Annotated in this window: 11 protein-coding genes; 2 read left to right on the top strand and 9 right to left on the bottom strand. The window is 30.1% G+C overall.

From position 1 onward, the window contains the following. Nucleotides 1–151 precede the first annotated feature (151 nt). The 3 genes from BTO07_RS10920 to BTO07_RS10930 form a co-directional block, all read right to left on the bottom strand. Nucleotides 152–3,451 carry a VCBS repeat-containing protein gene (locus tag BTO07_RS10920; RefSeq protein WP_087521258.1) on the bottom strand — a complete coding sequence of 1,100 codons (3,300 nt, stop codon included), beginning with the start codon at nt 3,449–3,451 and terminating at the stop codon, nt 152–154. 179 nt (nt 3,452–3,630) lie between these two features. Further along, on the bottom strand, nt 3,631–4,398 hold the full coding sequence (locus tag BTO07_RS10925; protein ID WP_087521259.1) for an enoyl-CoA hydratase/isomerase family protein: 768 nt from the start codon (nt 4,396–4,398) through the stop codon (nt 3,631–3,633). A gap of 146 nt (nt 4,399–4,544) precedes the next feature. After that, entirely contained in the window at nt 4,545–5,870 is a 1,326-nt protein-coding gene (locus BTO07_RS10930; RefSeq protein ID WP_087521260.1) for an MATE family efflux transporter, read from the bottom strand. A 151-nt stretch (nt 5,871–6,021) separates the two neighbouring features. Here BTO07_RS10930 and BTO07_RS10935 point away from each other — a divergent pair, with 151 nt between their 5' ends. Next, nucleotides 6,022–6,813 (top strand): universal stress protein, encoded by a 792-nt coding sequence (locus BTO07_RS10935; protein WP_087521261.1) that lies wholly within the window; start codon nt 6,022–6,024, stop codon nt 6,811–6,813. A gap of 1 nt (nt 6,814) precedes the next feature. Here the strand turns inward: BTO07_RS10935 and BTO07_RS10940 are convergent, their stop codons facing one another. Beyond that, nucleotides 6,815–9,553: a PD-(D/E)XK nuclease family protein gene (locus BTO07_RS10940; protein ID WP_087521262.1), complete on the bottom strand. Its 2,739-nt coding sequence runs from the start codon at nt 9,551–9,553 to the stop codon at nt 6,815–6,817. 79 nt (nt 9,554–9,632) lie between these two features. On the opposite strand from BTO07_RS10940, the gene BTO07_RS10945 reads away from it, so the two are divergent. Further along, the gene (locus BTO07_RS10945) at nt 9,633–10,415 is read left to right on the top strand and encodes an amidohydrolase (RefSeq protein ID WP_087521263.1); all 783 of its coding nucleotides are present in this window, start codon (nt 9,633–9,635) and stop codon (nt 10,413–10,415) included. Nucleotides 10,416–10,657: 242 nt separating this feature from the next. Here BTO07_RS10945 and BTO07_RS10950 read toward each other — a convergent pair whose 3' ends face one another. The 5 genes from BTO07_RS10950 to BTO07_RS10970 form a co-directional block, all read right to left on the bottom strand. Beyond that, on the bottom strand, nt 10,658–11,638 hold the full coding sequence (locus tag BTO07_RS10950; protein ID WP_087521264.1) for an acyl-ACP desaturase: 981 nt from the start codon (nt 11,636–11,638) through the stop codon (nt 10,658–10,660). A gap of 4 nt (nt 11,639–11,642) precedes the next feature. After that, a complete protein-coding gene (locus BTO07_RS10955; protein WP_087521265.1) occupies nt 11,643–12,371 on the bottom strand; it encodes a lysophospholipid acyltransferase family protein in 729 nt (242 codons plus the stop codon). Between the two features lie 2 nt (nt 12,372–12,373). Continuing rightward, nucleotides 12,374–12,796, bottom strand: a complete 423-nt coding sequence (locus BTO07_RS10960) for a hypothetical protein (RefSeq protein WP_087521266.1) — start codon at nt 12,794–12,796, stop codon at nt 12,374–12,376. Between the two features lie 96 nt (nt 12,797–12,892). Next, nucleotides 12,893–14,701 (bottom strand): hypothetical protein, encoded by a 1,809-nt coding sequence (locus BTO07_RS10965; RefSeq protein ID WP_087521267.1) that lies wholly within the window; start codon nt 14,699–14,701, stop codon nt 12,893–12,895. A gap of 10 nt (nt 14,702–14,711) precedes the next feature. Next, nucleotides 14,712–17,255: a TonB-dependent receptor gene (locus tag BTO07_RS10970; protein ID WP_087521268.1), complete on the bottom strand. Its 2,544-nt coding sequence runs from the start codon at nt 17,253–17,255 to the stop codon at nt 14,712–14,714. Between the last annotated feature and the right edge of the window lie 74 nt (nt 17,256–17,329).

Consider the following 17,329-nt stretch of genomic DNA (forward strand, 5'->3'; position numbering starts at 1 on the left):
TCCAAAGAAACAGGTTTAACGAATTTAAGATTGGTAATATCGTGTCAAGTTTCAGGAAATGACAACCAAAACCCACTAAAAATAGGTGTTTGATAATAAATAGGTAAAAAAATTATGCTTTTGACAAAAAACAAGAAATGTATTCTATAAATTATTTTTGTTCTTTTAAAGATTGTATTTTAAATAACTTTAGGTTGCCATTGTTTAATGCAAATAGTAAAGATTTCTTTTTTTCTTTACCTATATAAATAGTTTCAATCTCTTTAATTTCACCATTTATAAATAACCCATTTGTTTTTGAAGTAACAATTTTATTAGAAGAATTAGGCTGAAGTACTAAACCATAATCACCATCGTTTCTTGGAGTCTCAACTTCTGATTGATATAAATTACCACCACTAATAATTTGTAAATTTTTATTACGGTTAGTTAAAACTTCAAAATCGTTTATAGAAGAAAATTGCGCCCTACGTGGTAGCTCATTTAAAACATACGTATTATCTCCTTTATTTTCTATCCAAGAATTTGCAAAAGTACGTGCTTTATAATGTAGCGATTTATCTAACATGGTTTTACCATAAATATCTTCTAAAGTTGCGTTAGCAAACAAATCGAAAGTTTCAAAACGCTTTTTTATTGCAGGTACTTGTTGCGAAGAACATTCCCTACCTCTTAAAGGTAATAAGATTCCTTTTTTTCTATAACTTAAAACAATATCTGTTGTTCCATTTTCATCAAAATCGTTTGCATAAACTTCAAAAGGTTGTTTTTCACTGGCTTTATACTTGTAGTTTAAACCTAGGTTTCCTGCTACATAATCCATGTCTCCATCATTATCATAATCTACCTTTTTGATGCTATTCCACCAACCAATAGACTTTTCTAAACCTACCTTTTTTGTAACTTCTTTAAATTTATTTCCATCATTTTTAAAAAAACGAATTGGCATCCACTCTCCAGTAATTATTAAATCTGTTTTACCGTCATTATCAAAATCTTCCCACAAAGCAGTTGTTACCAAACCTAAATTAGATAGTTCTGGAAATATTTGTTTTGTAACATTTACAAATTTAATGTCAGCATCTATTCCTCCTACATTTTTTAAAATATAACTTTCTGCTGGAAATGGATACTTACCAGGAACAATTCTACCACCAATAAATAAATCTAAATCACCATCATTATCATAATCATTTGCTGTTACTACTAATCCGCTTGTGCTTATTTTAGGTAAAGATTTTGTTGTTTTAACAAAGCCCTCTTTTGTATTTACATACAATCTGTCTTCATAATATTTTAATGACTTAGAAACATCGTTACCACCACTTACAACATATAAATCTAAATCATTATCTCCATCTGCATCAAAAAATATTGCACCTGTATCTTCTTTATTTATATCATTTTGCCAAGGCCCGTTTAAAACATTAAAACTTCCCGAAGTATTTTGAACATACATTATAGCTTCATTATTGGCTGCATTACCAATAAAAAAATCATCTAAACCATCATTATTTATATCGCCAACAGCTAAGGCAGGACCTAATTGAGAATTTTTATGAGGCAATAACGGTTCTACTGCAAAGTCATTGTACGAATCTTCTGTGTGTTTAAAATCTATTCCAGATTTTAATGTAATATCTTTAAATAAATAAGAATTTTTATGTGGTTTTTCATCTGTAGAAACAGCTTTTTTATAGTCCAAGTTTATAGTTTTATTTACAGCAACATTGTACAAAATTTGTTCTTTTTTATTTGGCCAAACTATTCTTAAAGAATCTATAACAGTGTCTTCATTTAATCCGAAATGCATTATTGGCTCTACACTAGATTGAAAACCTCTTGTTAATGTAAACTCTTGAAACTGCTTACCTTCTTTACTGTTTACAGTAACTTTTACACCTAAACCTAAAGGATTATTTTCTGCTCCTTTAAATTTAATTCTTAAGTAATTAGAAGTGCTATTATTTTTAAAAATAGAAACTGCATCGTCTAAATTATTAATTACAAGATCTAAATCTCCATCATTATCTAAATCACCATAAGAAACACCATTTGAAAAGCCTTTATAGCTTATATTCCAATTCTTATTTGCTTTAGAAAATTTGTAATTTCCTTCATTTTTAAATATAAAATTATCTATTGGCGTACTTGGATAACTTTTATAATCTATACTTTTATTAAAGTCCGAAAAACCAGTCATTTTCGTTCTTTTATTCACGTCATTGTTATTCACATCACGCTTCATACCATTGGTGATAAAGACATCTTTTAAACCATCATTATCAAAATCTGCAAATAAAACACCCCAGCTCCAATCTGTCGTTGCTAAATTAGTTAGCCTAGAAACATCACTATAAACAGGAACTCCGTTTTTGTTAATTCCATTATTAACTTGCAAGACGTTTTGCATATATTGGTAATGCAAACCTAAATCTACAGCTTCTTTAAAAGATTCAGGATTCATACTTGCCATATTCGTTTTAGATCTTTTATGATCTGCTGGCGTCATATCTAATTGCACAATATCTAATAATTTATCATTATTAAAATCGGCAACATCAATTCCCATTCCAAACATTGCTGTATGTTTTGTTGCTTCTTTTACAACTTCTTTAAAAGTACCATCACCTTTATTAAGGTAAAAATAATCGGGTACATTAAAATCATTAGATAAGTAAAGATCTGGTAAACTATCATTGTTAAAATCGGATGTTATGATACCTAAAGTCATCCCAAAATTTTTAACATTTGCTTTCTCTGTTACGTCGATAAAAGTGTTATTACCGTTGTTTTTATATAAATGACCAGAATCTTCTAATTTATTTTCTTGCATTTTTTGATGATAATACTGGTTTCCCATACTTACTTTTACCATCGGATAATTTGCCACAAAAACATCTAATAATCCATCTTTATCATAATCTAAAAAAGTTGCTTGTATAGAGGTTGAAGCATCATTTAAACCATATTCTTTTGCTTTTTCTGAGAAAGTATTGTCTTTATTATTTATAAAAAGCTGGTTTTTTGTATTACCAAAGATTCCAGATACAGAAACGTAAATATCTAACCAACCATCAGAATTTACATCTGCCATAGTTACTCCTGTATACCATCTATTGTCTCCAGAAACATTTGCAGCATCACTAATGTCTTCAAACTGCATATTTCCTTTATTCAAATAGAGTTTATTTTTGGACATATTTCCTGTAAAATAAACGTCAGATAAACCATCATTATTAATATCTCCAATAGCAACTCCACCTCCTAAATACATATATGGAAAAGTAAAATAGTTTAAAGTATCACTCTCTATAATATTATTTGAAAAGCTAATTCCTGAGTCTTCACTTAACACTGAGGTGAATTTTGTGCTACTCGTTTTAAAGGTTTCTTTATTACAAGAAAAAAGAGTGAAAAACAAGAGTGAAATTCCGAAGATTTTTTTCATTTTGAAGATATTTTTATATCAGTAAATAAATATCGACATTTTAAAAATATTGGGCATACCAACTTTATATTTTGACATCTATATACTATTAAATGAACACCAATTACCAAAGAAAATCTCACTTCAACTGTTAACAACAGTAGAAGTGAGATTAATCAATCTCAAAAAAAATAATGATACTACTTTTTAAATTTTGATAATGCTTCTTTTGTAAATTCTGATAAAACCAATTCACCAGAAACAGCAGCTCTTTCTGCTAATAAATCATTCCAATTTTCTGTTCCTTGCCACAGTGCCTTTTTTATTTCTGATAAAGCTCCAGGATTATAAGAAGCCAATTTTTCTGACAACAATTCTATTGCTTCATCCAACTCTTTTTGACTTTCAAATACCTTTGCATACAACCCTTTTTCTTTTGCCCAATAGGCGTTTTTCCAATTAGTAGCATCTAACGTAAGTTCTGCTGTTCCTGAAACTCCAATTTTACGAGTTACAGCAGGTTCAATTACAAAAGGTCCGATTCCTATTGTGAATTCAGATAATTTTATCCCAGCATTTTCAGTTGCCAAAACATAATCACAAGCAGCTGCTAAACCAACTCCACCACCAACAGTTTTTCCTTGAACACGACCAATAATTAGTTTTCCACAAGTTCTCATCGCGTTAATTACGTTTGCAAAACCAGAGAAAAATTGTTTTCCATCTTCTAAATTAGAAATAGCAACCAATTCATCAAAAGAAGCGCCAGCACAAAATGCTTTTTCCCCTTCAGATTTTAAAATAATTACAGAAACGTCTGTATTATTTCCTACTAAAATTAATTCTTTAGTTAATCTGTCTAATAATTCACTTGGAAAAGAATTACTTGCAGGATGACCAAATTCTATCGTTGCAATCTTATTTTGAACGTTGGTATATAAACTTCCGTTTTGTCTTGTAGTGCTCATAAACTGAATTTTTAGTAAAAATAAGGTTTTATCCTCAATGTCATTTCGAAATGAGACTTTTTAGTCGATTGAGAAATCTAAAAATAAAAATATACTATTTAATGAGATTGCTTCGTTCCTCGCAATGACAACACAAACTAATTACTTTAAATAAGTGGTAAAAACTTCTTTCTAAATCTAATAATTAAAGGTAATCCTCTTGCAATCATCCAAAGTGTGAAGGCAATCCAAATTGCTGTTAGTTTTAAATCGTAATAATCAAAAACTAATAAAGTTGGAATAAAAACCAATCCTGTTGAAAGAATTAAAAGGTTTCTTAAGTATTTCATTTCTCCCATTCCTTTGAACATTCCGTCAAAAATGAATGTAATTGCGCTTATTGGTTGAGTTATTAAAACAATCCAAAAAACATTATAGAATTGTTCTAAAACCGCAGGATCTTTCGTAAAAATTTGTCCGATGAAATTATAGAAAACAGCACCTACTATACCAATAATGATTCCTGTAGACAAACCATATTTTAAGAGTTTATTACTTAACTCAACCAAAGATTTGTAATCTTTTGCGCCTAAAAATTTCCCTGATAAAATGTTTCCTGCACTAGAATATCCATCAACCATAAAAGCACCTAACAACCAAATATTAATTCCAATTGTGTAAGCTGCAATGTATTCTTTCCCATAATCTGTGGCATAAGAAGTTGCAAAATACAAAGCGGTATTTAATGCGATTGTTCTTACAAAAAGATTTGCTATCATACCCAACAAACGAGGAATTTCTGGATGAACTTTAAATGTTATTTTTAATGAAATTGGTGTTTTTTTAATTAATAAAACCAATGCAATAATTGCCATAACAATTTGCGCTATTATACTCGCATAAGCCGCGCCTTCAATATTCATTGCAGGAATATAACCTTCTACTCCGTAGACAAAAATAATATCTAAAAACACATTTAATAATGCTCCAATAATTGCAATTATCATTGGGTAATAGGTGTTTTGTAAACCTCTAAAGATTCCAAAAACTGCAAATACAAATAGTGAAAATGGAAATCCGAAGATTCTTATTTTAAAATACGTAATACAATATTCTAAAACTGAATCTGATGCATTATAGAATTGAAAAATTTGTTTTGCAAACGGATAAGAAATTGCTAATACAAACAAACTTCCTAAAACTACAATTGCAATTGCTTGCGCTGGTAATGCTTTTACTTCGTCTAATTTATTTGCACCTACATATTGAGAAATTATAGAAGAAATAGCACTTCTAATTTGCCCAAAAACCCATATTAACATTGAAATAAATGCTCCTACAATTCCTACTGCAGCTAAACTTTCTGTAGCGTTTTCATTAATATTACCAATGATTGCTGTGTCTGTAATAGACAATAACGGTTCTGCAATACCTGCAATTAAAGCAGGAATTGCTAACTTATTTATGTTTTTAAAACTGGTATTTGATGTCATATCTAAATTTTGCAAATGTAACTAGATTTGCGTTAAGGATTGCAGTGAAAAGCCCACAGTGAGGAACGAACGAGGACTTGAAACGAAAAGCCTGACCCTTGTGGTAACGCCCAAAAAAAATATGTAACTTTGCTTCTTTAAATTTAGCATTATGAAAAATATTTTGGTCCCAATTGGATCTACAGAAAAAGCAATTACCACTTTACAATACGCCATTGATTTTGCAGAAGAAATAAATGCAAATGTATTAGTTTTTAGGGCGTACAAAGCAAAATCTAAAGCTGGTAGCATGGTAAATATGACTGCAATTATTGAGCGCGAAACAAAATTATATCTAAAAACAATGGTGAGTGCTGTTGATAGAAAAAATGTTGACGTGAAATTGATTTCTTCTAAAGGTGGAGTTCTTGAAAGCGTGGAAGCTATTGATAATGAAATTGGTGTAGATTTAATTATAGTGGGTGCTAAAAGTAATTCTATTAAAGACGGTGTTTTTCTAGGAACTACAGCTGGTAGTTTGGTTAAAAAATCGAACTTACCTGTTTTAACGATTCCTGAAGGTTATGTTTATAAACCCGTAAAATCGATTTTATTGGCTTTTAAATCTGGTGTTGTTAAATGTAAAACGGCTTTAAATCCTTTGACAATTATAGCTGAAAAATTTAATCCAGAAATAAACTCTTTACTAGTTAAAACTGTTGGTTATAAAGATGAAGATTTAGTTATAGATAAAGAATTAATTGAATTACAAACGAGTCTTACTACTACAGAAAACGCAACTACGTATCAAGGTGTTTTAGAGCATTTTAAAACGCATAATCCAGATATGTTGTGTGTTTTTAGACGTAAAAGAGGTTTCTTCAAAAAATTATGGGAAAAAAATACAGTTCTTAAAAAAGAGTTTTATACTTCTATTCCTTTGTTAATTTTGAAAGGGAAGTAGATTAATATTTTAAATCTGCTGGTTCTATAAAATCTACATCAAGAGTATAAATCTCTTTGATGTAGGTTTTTATTTCAGTGATAAATTCTTCTAATTTTTCTTCTGTAATTTCTACATCTGGTTTTCTATAATTTGATGAAAAATTGACAGGTAAAAATCCACTATTTAGGTTTTTAAAAGAATAAATTCCGGCTTCTAAAGGCTTATTAAAATTATACTTTTTGCTTTTTGTATATAAATACCCATACAACAATACTTGAATGGCTTTGTATTGTTCTTTTTCTCTTAATTTCTCAAAATCTAACACTCGTAATTCAGCGCCACTTACCATTCCTGTTTTATAATCGATAATTCGTAAAACGCCATTTAATTCGTCTACTCTATCTACTTGACCATGAATTTTAATTGGAAAGTCTATTCCTTCGATTTCTATTTCTGTTGCTAGGTTTTCTTCTGTTCCTATTATTCTTAATTCGTTCTTTTTATCTTTTAGTAAGTCCTTTTCTTGTGCTAAAAAATTATTAACAAATCTATTAGCAACTTCAAAAATTAAACGATTTCTTCCTGTTGATATATCTCCGTTTTTAAATTCAATTTTAAAATATTTTACAACTAATTCTTTGGATTTTTCTTTCATCAAATCCACATCTTTCTCTAATAAGAATTTACCTACAAAAGGTGTGTATAATTCATCTAAAGTTTCGTGAACAACTGTACCTAACGTATTGTAAGCAACTGTTTCCTCTACATCATCAAATTCTTTTAATTTTAATACTTTCTGTTTGTAAAATGAAATTGGGTTGTATAAATAATTGGTTAAAGCAGATGGTGAAATCCCTTTTTCTGCCAATATTTTTAGTTGTTCTAAAACAGCATCGTTTTTCTTAACTTCTTTTAAAGCGATGTTTTGCGCTTCTACTTTAGGTGAAATAATTTTCTGAACAATATCCGATCGCATCATTTCTAATTGCGTTACAAACCTGCTTTTTTCTCCGCTTCCAAAAACGTCGTGTTCTGTATTGTAAATGATAAAAACGTTTTTTGCTCTTTGCATTAATCTAAAAAAGTGATACGAAAAAATAGCATCTTTTTCTCTATATGTTGGCAAACCAAATTCGACCTTAACATCAAAAGGAACAAAAGAATTCTGTTGGCTACTTGCTGGTAGAATTCCTTCGTTTGTAGAAACTAAAATAATGTTTTCGAAATCTAAAACACGCGTTTCTAACATTCCCATTAACTGTAACCCTCTTAATGGTTCTCCCTGAAATGATAAACTTTCTGAAGAAATTAATTGTCTAAAAAAAAGTGCTAATGTTTTTAAATCTGGAAAATATTTAAACTGATTTTGCAATGTTTTTAACTGGGTAAACGTCGTGTAAAAACGGAATAAATATTCTTTTTCTAAATCGCTAACATCTTCTTTTAAAAGGTTGATTAAATTGATAATTCTATCGATAAATTCGTCTATAGAAATGTAAGAATTAAAGATTGATAGAATTGCTTCTTTCAATTTAGGCTCTGTATTTTCTAATAATTTATTGATGTGAACTTGTTTGATAAACGTCTGATTTTGTTTTGCAACATCATCTGAAAAAGCATCTATTCCTGGTATTAAATTGTAAACAGATTGATGTTTTAAAAATCTGATTACATCTTTATAATAAAACTGATTTACAACTGTTTTCTGTAATTTATCTTGAGAAACAAATAGTTGAAATATTGAAAATAACAGATTGGTAGTTGGCACATCTTTTAAAGGATATCCCATTGTTATATTGATTGCATTGATATTTTTTGGCAACGAATTCAATGTTATTGGTAACAATGTTTCATCTGCTAAAACCAACGCTGTGTTCTTAAAATCGGTGATTTTCTCTAAAATTTCTCCAGCATATTTTATTTGAGTCGTATTTTTTGACGCTCCAATTACTTCAATGTTTTTAGGTTGAGAAAATGTATCACCAAGTGTTTTTACTTCATTTTTCTCATAATATCTCCACTCCTTTTTATATCTTCTGATAAACCTTCCTGCCTGATGATTTGATTTGAAAAACGCAGTATCAATATCCCAATAAATATCTGAATTCTTGTTTTCTAAAACTTTCTGAAATAAAAACTCTTCCGCAGTATTTAATGCATTAAACCCAATGAAAAAGAACTTCTTAGTCTGATTTCTCTCTAAATACGAATCAATTTTCTTGCAAGATTCTCTGTAGATTAAACCTTGATATCCAATATTATTTTCCTTTAAGAATTTATAAAAAGCATTGTAATAAATATTTAGTTTTTCTAAAAACGAATAATGATCTTCCATTAATTCGGTTTCTTTAAACTCGCCTTCTACAGACCATTTTTTTAAACGTTGAATATCTCTTAAGTAAAGGAAAATTTCTTTGGTGTTTATTAAATGCTGATCTAATTCATTAAAATCTTGAATTACAGTAAATGCCCAAGACGCAAAAACATCAAAAGAGACAGGTTCTTTCTCTAGACCTTTATAAATAGTATAAAAATGAAATAGTAATTGAATGCTATCTGCTTTTTCAATTCCAGAAACTTGATTTATAAATTGCTCAACATTTATAATTTCTGGTAAAAACCCAACCGTAATTTTATCTTTAAAGGTTTGTTTTACAAACACTTTTGCCCTTTGTGATGGAAGGATAAAAACGACGTCTTCAAAAGATTTTGTGGTTTTTAAAATATTATCTAAAGTATCAGAAATGAAAGATTGCATCAATTTATTTGGATCAGTTTGAATTTCTAAATTACAAAAACTTACTTTTATACCTCTTTAATCATTAAATTATTTTTTGATGCAAAACGAATTAAATGTTATTGGTATTCAGGCTGATTTAGTTTGGGAAAACCCAACCGAAAACTTAGCCTTTTTTGAAAGTAAAATAAACACTCTTTCTAAAGGTATAGATCTTGTTGTGTTGCCAGAAATGTTTACTTCTGGTTTTACAATGAATCCTGAAAAAGTTGCTGAAAAAATGGATGGAAATGCTATTTCTTGGATGCAAAAAATGGCTTCGGAAAATGAAATTGCCATTTGTGGAAGTTTGATAATTGAAGAAAATGAAAATTATTATAATCGCTTAGTTTTTGTTCATCCTTCTCAGAAAATAGAAACGTATGATAAAAGACATTCTTTTACTTTGGCAGGAGAAGATAAAGTGTACACTTCTGGATCAAAAAAGTTAATTGTAACTTATAAAGGATGGAAAATATGTCCTTTAGTTTGTTACGATTTACGTTTCCCTGTTTGGGCGAGAAATACCGAAAATTACGATCTTTTAATTTTTATGGCTAATTGGCCAGTTACACGAATTAAAGCTTGGGAAACCTTGTTAAAAGCGCGTGCAATAGAAAATATGAGTTATGTAATTGGTGTAAATAGAACCGGTAAAGACGCTAATGATTATAAATATTCAGGAAATTCTTTGGTTGTAGATTATTTTGGTCAAGAAATTTCTAATTTACAGAATAATGAGGTTGGCATTGTAAAAGCCACTTTAGTTAAAACGGAACAAGATAGAATTCGAAAGAAACTTGGTTTTTTAAATGATAAGGATTCTTTTAAAATTGAATTTTAAAGTTAATGACCACATAGAAGCATAGAAAAAATAAGTTTTAGTCTTAAAATAAATAAACCCTTCATAATTTGAATCTGAAGGGTTTATTTATTTTATTTCTAAAAAGAGATTGCCACATCAAACAAAAAAGTTTGATTCGCAATGACAGTAAATTAGCAAACAAGTCTAGCCCTGATTGAAGTGACATCCTTTTTGTTTTTCACAAAAAGATATAACGAAAAGCAGGAAATAGCTTCTAAAAACTACGCTGGAATCATCCATTTAAATTTAAAGTCTGTATCTGGAACTACAATTCTTTCTGTAATTCTGTACATTCTTGCTGGTAATTTCATTAAATAATCTCTTGCCTTTTCTGCTTCTGGAGTAAGATTTGTAATTTTATCTATTTCCCACATTGTGTTTAGTTTCTGAATAATATCTACATAATCGAAACCTGTATAAACACCAATTCTTTGTGCTACTGCTGAAAAATCATCGAATGCACTTCCTTTTGCTCCAAAAGATTCTCTTAAGTGTAATGCTGGCATTACAATTTTATGTTTCATCATGTGTTGAAAAGCCAACATCATTTCACTTGGATCTATTTTAAAGATTTCTTTTACGAAATGAGAATATGCTTGATGGTGACGCATTTCATCTCCTGCAATAATTTTAGACATTTTAGCTAATGCTTTGTGTCCTTTTTTACGTGCAATTTTAGCTACATTGTTATGAGAAACATACGTTGCTAGTTCTTGAAAACTTGTATATACAAAGTTTTTATATGGATCTGATGATGTACCAATATCGAAACCGTCTGCAATTAAATGTTGTGTAGAAATTTCTACTTCACGCATATTTACACGACCTGATAGGTACAAGTATTTGTTTAAAACATCTCCATGTCTATTTTCTTCTGCAGTCCAGGTTCTAACCCAAGTTGCCCAACTATTATCTGGTTGTTGAGAAACACCATCTAAATCTAATAACCAAGATTCATATGTTGGTAACGCTTCTTCTGTAATAGTATCTCCTACTAATACAACCCAAAAATCGTCGTGTAATTCTTTAGATAACTCTCTAATTTCTTCTACTTCTGTAATAAAAGAATCTTTTTGAGAGTTCGGTAAAAAATCTGTTGGTTGCCAGATTTTTTCTGCAGGTATTAAATATTTATCTACAAAAGTTTGCATACTTTTTTCTAAAGTTAGCATTACTTCTTTTCTGACGTTGTGTATAGACATAGTTTTATTTTATGTGTTCTTTTATAACTGACTCTGTTTTTTCCATCAATTCATCAAAAGGTAAAGAGTCTATTTTAATCGGTTGATGCGTAGTAATCGTAATTGGACTTCCTAAACCTAATGGAAATTTTCCGTATTTAAAAATTTTCCACGAATTATTTATGGTTAACGGTACTATATACCCATCTTTATTGTATTTACAAATCACCTTTAAACCACTCTTAGCAAAGGATTTAGGTTCCCCATTCCTACTTCTAGTTCCTTCTGGAAAAATAACTGCTCCCCATTTGTTTTTATTAATTCTTTTAGAAAAATTAACCAATGCACTTATTGATTGTTTTGGGTCTTTTCTATCTATTAGTGCTCCACCACCATTCTTTAAGTTGAAAGAGACACTTGGAATACCTTTACCTAGTTCTATTTTTGAAACAAATTTTGGGTTATGTTTTCTAAAATACCATCCTATTGGAGGAATATCTGAAATTGATTGGTGATTTGACACAAAAACAATTGATGTGTTTTCTGGTATCTTATGTTTATTGATTACACGAACAGTTACACCAATAAGTAACATAGATTTAACCAAACTAAAATTTAATGCATTTACAACTTTAGCATGTCCTTTAACACCAAATAGAGTGAAACTTAGCCACTGAAAAGGATGAAAAATAATCAATAATAAAGTAAAAGTAAGTACAAAAATCGGTGATAATATGTAGCTTAAAAATTTCATATTTAGAACCAGTTACTCCAAGGAATTCTTGAAAGAATCAATAATAAGGCTAAACCGTAAAAAATAGCAAATGTTTTAAATTTTGCTGCGTCTTCTGTTTTCTTTTTGTGTTTAGACCAACCAATTGTAATCAATACAATTGCAAGAATCATCATAATAGGATGCTCTACGGCTAATAATCTTGCTGCTTTATCTCCCATAACTTCTCCTCCATTTTCTTTTAAAGCTTTAAACCAAGGTGACATAAAATACCATCCTAAACCAATTAATAGCTGTATATGAGATAGAATAAGTGTAAATAAACCCAATCTTAAATCTCTATCTGCAAATTCCTTTTTCTGTTTTAAACCAATTATAGCATTTACTACTGTAAAAATTAATATTGCTAGTACTAGGTATGCCCAGTATGAATGGATATCTTTCATTTGTTTGTGTAGTTTTTGTTGTTTTGCAAAGTTACTAATTTTATATACAAAAAAACCACCTCGATTGAGGTGGTTTTATATGAATTTTTTTTATCTCTAGTCGTTAACAACCCAAGCCCCATCAGTTTTGATGAAACTCGTTTGATAATCATTCTCTCCGTTGTCATAAATAACATACGTTAAAAGATACTTTTGTTTCTCTGCCGCATTTGGGTCTAAATGATCTAAAAATAGTATTAAAGCGTATTGAATTTGTTCATCTGACCAGTTATAATCAAAATCACCATAACTAGCTAAGTTAGCTAAACTAACATTTGAAAAGTCTGCATTTCCTTCCAATGCATTAGACATAAACTCATAATCAGCATTTCTTACTAACGTATATTTAATTGTATTATCTGGAACCCAAGAAGATCCATCATGACCAAATTGTAAAGTTGTATCAATTGTCGATTGATATCCAACCCATACACCATCAGTTTTTGTATATGAATTACCACGTGTCTGTGCTCCACTTGAACTAGATACATAATTATAAGTTACATCCAATTCACTTCCTTCTAATGCATAAGGGAATTTTATATTTAAGAATGCTGGTAAATAATCTTCTGCTGGAGTTGAACTCCCAAAATTCTCAAGACCCATAGATGCAAAATCTGCATCGCTTAATAAGTAAAAACCATCAGTAGATGGAACTTCCCAAGCACTATCAGTATATGTATAAACCGCTTTATTAGATACTTTAGTTCCTACTGTCTCATCATCTAATTCGTCATTACTCATAATAGCTGACCAAGTATTTGCTACACGAATACCATCTATTGTTCCTGTTGGTCCACCACCACCTTGGCGTATTCCAATTCTATTTGCAGAGTTCCCTTTATTACCAGTGTTTGTTGCTTCTGGTATTGAAGGTTCTAATGTTAAAGCTGAAGTTAATATATGTAAATTAGAAACTCCGCTTTCAATATTATAAGATGCAACTAAAAGATAGGTTGTATCTAAGTTAAAAGCTGTTGTACCATAAGTTAAACTACTTGAACTAGCCCCAATACCAAATAAAATATTTCCAGACCCATCACTTTTTGCACCAACTCTTGCTGAATAACTATAACTACCATCTTCTTCCATAAGGTGGAAAAAATAAGTTCCATCACCAACCTCACTAAAATTTACTAAGGCACTTGAATACACTATTTTTGTCTCTATTATTGGTGTAATTGAAGTATTTACATCTTGAGAACCTGAACCTATTGTCATAGACCCTCCTATATTAGAAGCAGGATAGTTTTCCATAGACAAACTTGCCGTTGAATATCCTACAGCCGTATTCCCTGAATGAGCTTCCCAATTACTAGAAATAGTTGTTAGATCTCCAGCTGTTGTTCCTAAATTAAAATTTTCTTCTAAAGAAATTGTAGGTGTAACTACATATGCACTTCCAGTATATTGGAAATATGTTGCAGCTACATAATCTCCTTCTTTAGGAGAACTGTAATTACTACTAATAATATCTGCTAAATAATCTTCTGGAGCTACATCAGATTTAAAACCTAATAATTCACTTCCACTTAGAGTATAATCCTCTTGTTTTAGACTATAACCTTTTAAACTAAAAGCATTTCCAACATATAGTTTATAACCAAGTAAAACAGAAGAGTTTTTTCCCCAAACAGGGTATTTGTCAGTTAAAAAAGCAGGAATAGCTGCTTTTGCATCGTCTACAGAACTAAAACTACCGTAAGATAATTCTAATGCATCATAATCTTCATCTGTAAGTGTGTAAACTACGTCTCCTACTATTGCAGAAGCTTGTGCATCAACTTCTGCATTGATGTCTTCTAATGGCTCACAAGAAGTGAAAACCATTGTAAAAACTGTTAATAATAAAAATATTTTTTTCATGATTTATTTTTTAAAAGTTAACTTTTAATCCTAAACTAAATGTTCTTCCGGCTCCGTAATAAACATTCGCACCCGCAGCAGTATGAGTTCCATCGTCGAACCCATCAGAGATATATTCAACATCAAAAATGTTGTTCATTTTACCAGATAATGAAGTTTCGAATTCTCCAATGGTAAATCCATGTCTAAAACCTAAGTCAAATAAATGATATGCTGGCATTTTCCAAGTATCTAATCTATCTGTACTTCTTGTTATGTCAAATTTAGAATATAAATCTCCTGCATAATTATAATCTAAAAATATAGTTGATTTTTCTAAAGCTTTATAATTTAAACCAAAAGCAAAAGTAGTTTGAGCAGCATCAGAAACTTTTAAACCATTTGCATTAACGGTTACTTTCTGAATAGAAGCTCCAGATTGATCAAATATCTCACCTTCTACATCACTTTTCCATTGCCAATCTCCTAAAGAAACCATACCAGTAAGCTTTAATTTTTCAGACATTTTATAAACAAAATCAAGTTCTATACCTTGATGTAATGCATCTAATCCTGCAATGTTTGCTTCTAAAAACTGACCTAAATTATCTGGATCTAAAACTCTTGCTGTAACCGATTTATCTAACCAAGAAGTTCTATAAATATTTACATTAGCATTAAATTTTTCACTTCTATATCCGTAACCAATTTCTGCACTAAAAACTTTTTCGTTTAATGCATCATCATTTAACTCTACAGATTCTTTATTAAGAAAAACATTTCCTGTTAAAAAAGGTGCTTTAGAGAAGTAACCAATATTTGCAAAAACATTATGGTTATCATCTAAATTATAATTTGCTCCACCTTTTGTACCAAACCCTAAGAAATTTGCATTATCAGAAACCGTTCCATTTGGATTAGAAGAATCATCTAAGAAACTAGATCTACCATATCTTGTATTAGATATTGATGAAGATAAGAAAAGAGATAAATCATCTTTTGAATATTCTAATTGAGCAAATGTACCGTATCTTAATACTCTACCCTCGTAATCTCTATTAAAATGATCTCCAACTTGTAATGCTTCGTTATAGTTATTGTCATTTGAATTAGGGTTTAAATAATATTGTCCTCCTAATAAATCTGTAATTTCATACCAGTGTGAACCAATATAATATCTACCATCTAAACCAGCAGACAAAACGATGTTTTCTGATAAATCTGTTTTTAAAGTAGATAAAACACCATACCATTTATGATCATTGTTAGAAGCTGCAAAAACATCTGTAGAACCTAAAGCTCCATTTCCTTTATTTTCCTCAACTATTCTATCAAAATCAATAGGTTGATCTATATCTCCTAATCTGTAATCATTATTAGTGAATTTACCAGAACCTTGAGTCCTTCTACCACCACCAGAACCATAAGAAGCGTAAACTACAGTAGTTAAGAAAGTTTTATCAGAAATAGTCCAATCATGATTTAAAGATATTTGTGGCTTGTGATAGAAGTTAAAAGAAATATTTTCAACTTGTCCGTTTCTATAACCCCAATCCGGATTAAATCTTTTTCCACCTTGCTCAGTAGCTCTGTTTTGTGCTATAGTTCTTGTATTAAATCTTTGTCCGTGAGTTTGTTGAGCTCCTATTACATTAAAAGATAATTTGTGATTAGCATTTATTATTTTAGATACGTTTAAAAAGTAATTTACTCCACTAAATTGAAGTCCATCTACATAACCGTCACCTGAAATCTTAGCAGCTGAAGCAGTTATTGCAAGACCATTGTCCATTAAACCAGTAGATAAAGTCATACCGTATTTTTGGTATCCACTATTACCAGTAGACATTGTTACGTTTCCACCTTTCTCAGCATCTGTAGATTTAGAGATAACATTAATTGTTCCTCCAATTGAAGGCACAGCAACTTTAGAAGCTCCTAAACCTCTTTGTACTTGCATTGCAGAAGTAACGTCTGATAAACCAGCCCAATTAGACCAATAAACAGCTCCATTTTCCATATCATTAACAGGAACCCCATTAATCATAACCGCAACATTTTCCGAACTAAAACCTCTTAAGTTAATTCTAGAATCTCCATACCCACCACCAGTTTTAGTAGCGTATACACCTGGAGTAGATTTTAAAATCTCTGGAAATTCTTGTGTACCTAATTTAGTTTCAATATCTGACGCTTTAATTGTAGAAACAGCAACTGGTGTTTTTCTATCAATAGCAAATGATGTAGCAGTAATTACAATTTCATCTAATGTACCTGCATCTTCAGCTAATTTTATAGAACCTAAATTAGCTTTCGAAGAGGAAAAACTAACTTCTTTAGACTGGTAGCCAATAAAAGAAACTACAACTGTTCCAGAAGTAGATCCTGCTTTTAGCGTAAATTTTCCATCAAAATCAGTTGATGTACCGTTTGTTGTACCTTTCACAACAACACTTGCTCCTGGTAAAGGTTGATTTGTCTCATCGACAATCGTACCTGTAATTTTAGTTTGTCCTAAAACTGTAGCTGTTACAAAAAACAGAGCTACAAATAATAAGTTTTTAAAATTTCTCATTTTTTAATTTTATGTTATTAAATGTTTTACAAAAATCCTCTTTTTGAAATTCTGCAATGTTAATTTAATGTTAA

Origin of the sequence: Polaribacter sp. SA4-12 (assembly GCF_002163675.1) — a bacterium.
Classification (GTDB): Bacteria; Bacteroidota; Bacteroidia; order Flavobacteriales; family Flavobacteriaceae; genus Polaribacter.

Bases quoted from the DNA above. Each gene is read 5' to 3' on its own strand.
- BTO07_RS10930 (WP_087521260.1), bottom strand. From the start codon at position 5,870: ATGACATCAAATACCAGTTTTAAAAACATAAATAAGTTAGCAATTCCT.
- BTO07_RS10945 (WP_087521263.1), top strand. From the start codon at position 9,633: ATGCAAAACGAATTAAATGTTATTGGTATTCAGGCTGATTTAGTTTGG.
- BTO07_RS10965 (WP_087521267.1), bottom strand. From the start codon at position 14,701: ATGAAAAAAATATTTTTATTATTAACAGTTTTTACAATGGTTTTCACT.
- BTO07_RS10970 (WP_087521268.1), bottom strand. From the start codon at position 17,255: ATGAGAAATTTTAAAAACTTATTATTTGTAGCTCTGTTTTTTGTAACA.
- BTO07_RS10920 (WP_087521258.1), bottom strand. From the start codon at position 3,451: ATGAAAAAAATCTTCGGAATTTCACTCTTGTTTTTCACTCTTTTTTCT.
- BTO07_RS10935 (WP_087521261.1), top strand. From the start codon at position 6,022: ATGAAAAATATTTTGGTCCCAATTGGATCTACAGAAAAAGCAATTACC.
- BTO07_RS10925 (WP_087521259.1), bottom strand. From the start codon at position 4,398: ATGAGCACTACAAGACAAAACGGAAGTTTATATACCAACGTTCAAAAT.
- BTO07_RS10950 (WP_087521264.1), bottom strand. From the start codon at position 11,638: ATGTCTATACACAACGTCAGAAAAGAAGTAATGCTAACTTTAGAAAAA.
- BTO07_RS10940 (WP_087521262.1), bottom strand. From the start codon at position 9,553: ATGCAATCTTTCATTTCTGATACTTTAGATAATATTTTAAAAACCACA.
- BTO07_RS10955 (WP_087521265.1), bottom strand. From the start codon at position 12,371: ATGAAATTTTTAAGCTACATATTATCACCGATTTTTGTACTTACTTTT.
- BTO07_RS10960 (WP_087521266.1), bottom strand. From the start codon at position 12,796: ATGAAAGATATCCATTCATACTGGGCATACCTAGTACTAGCAATATTA.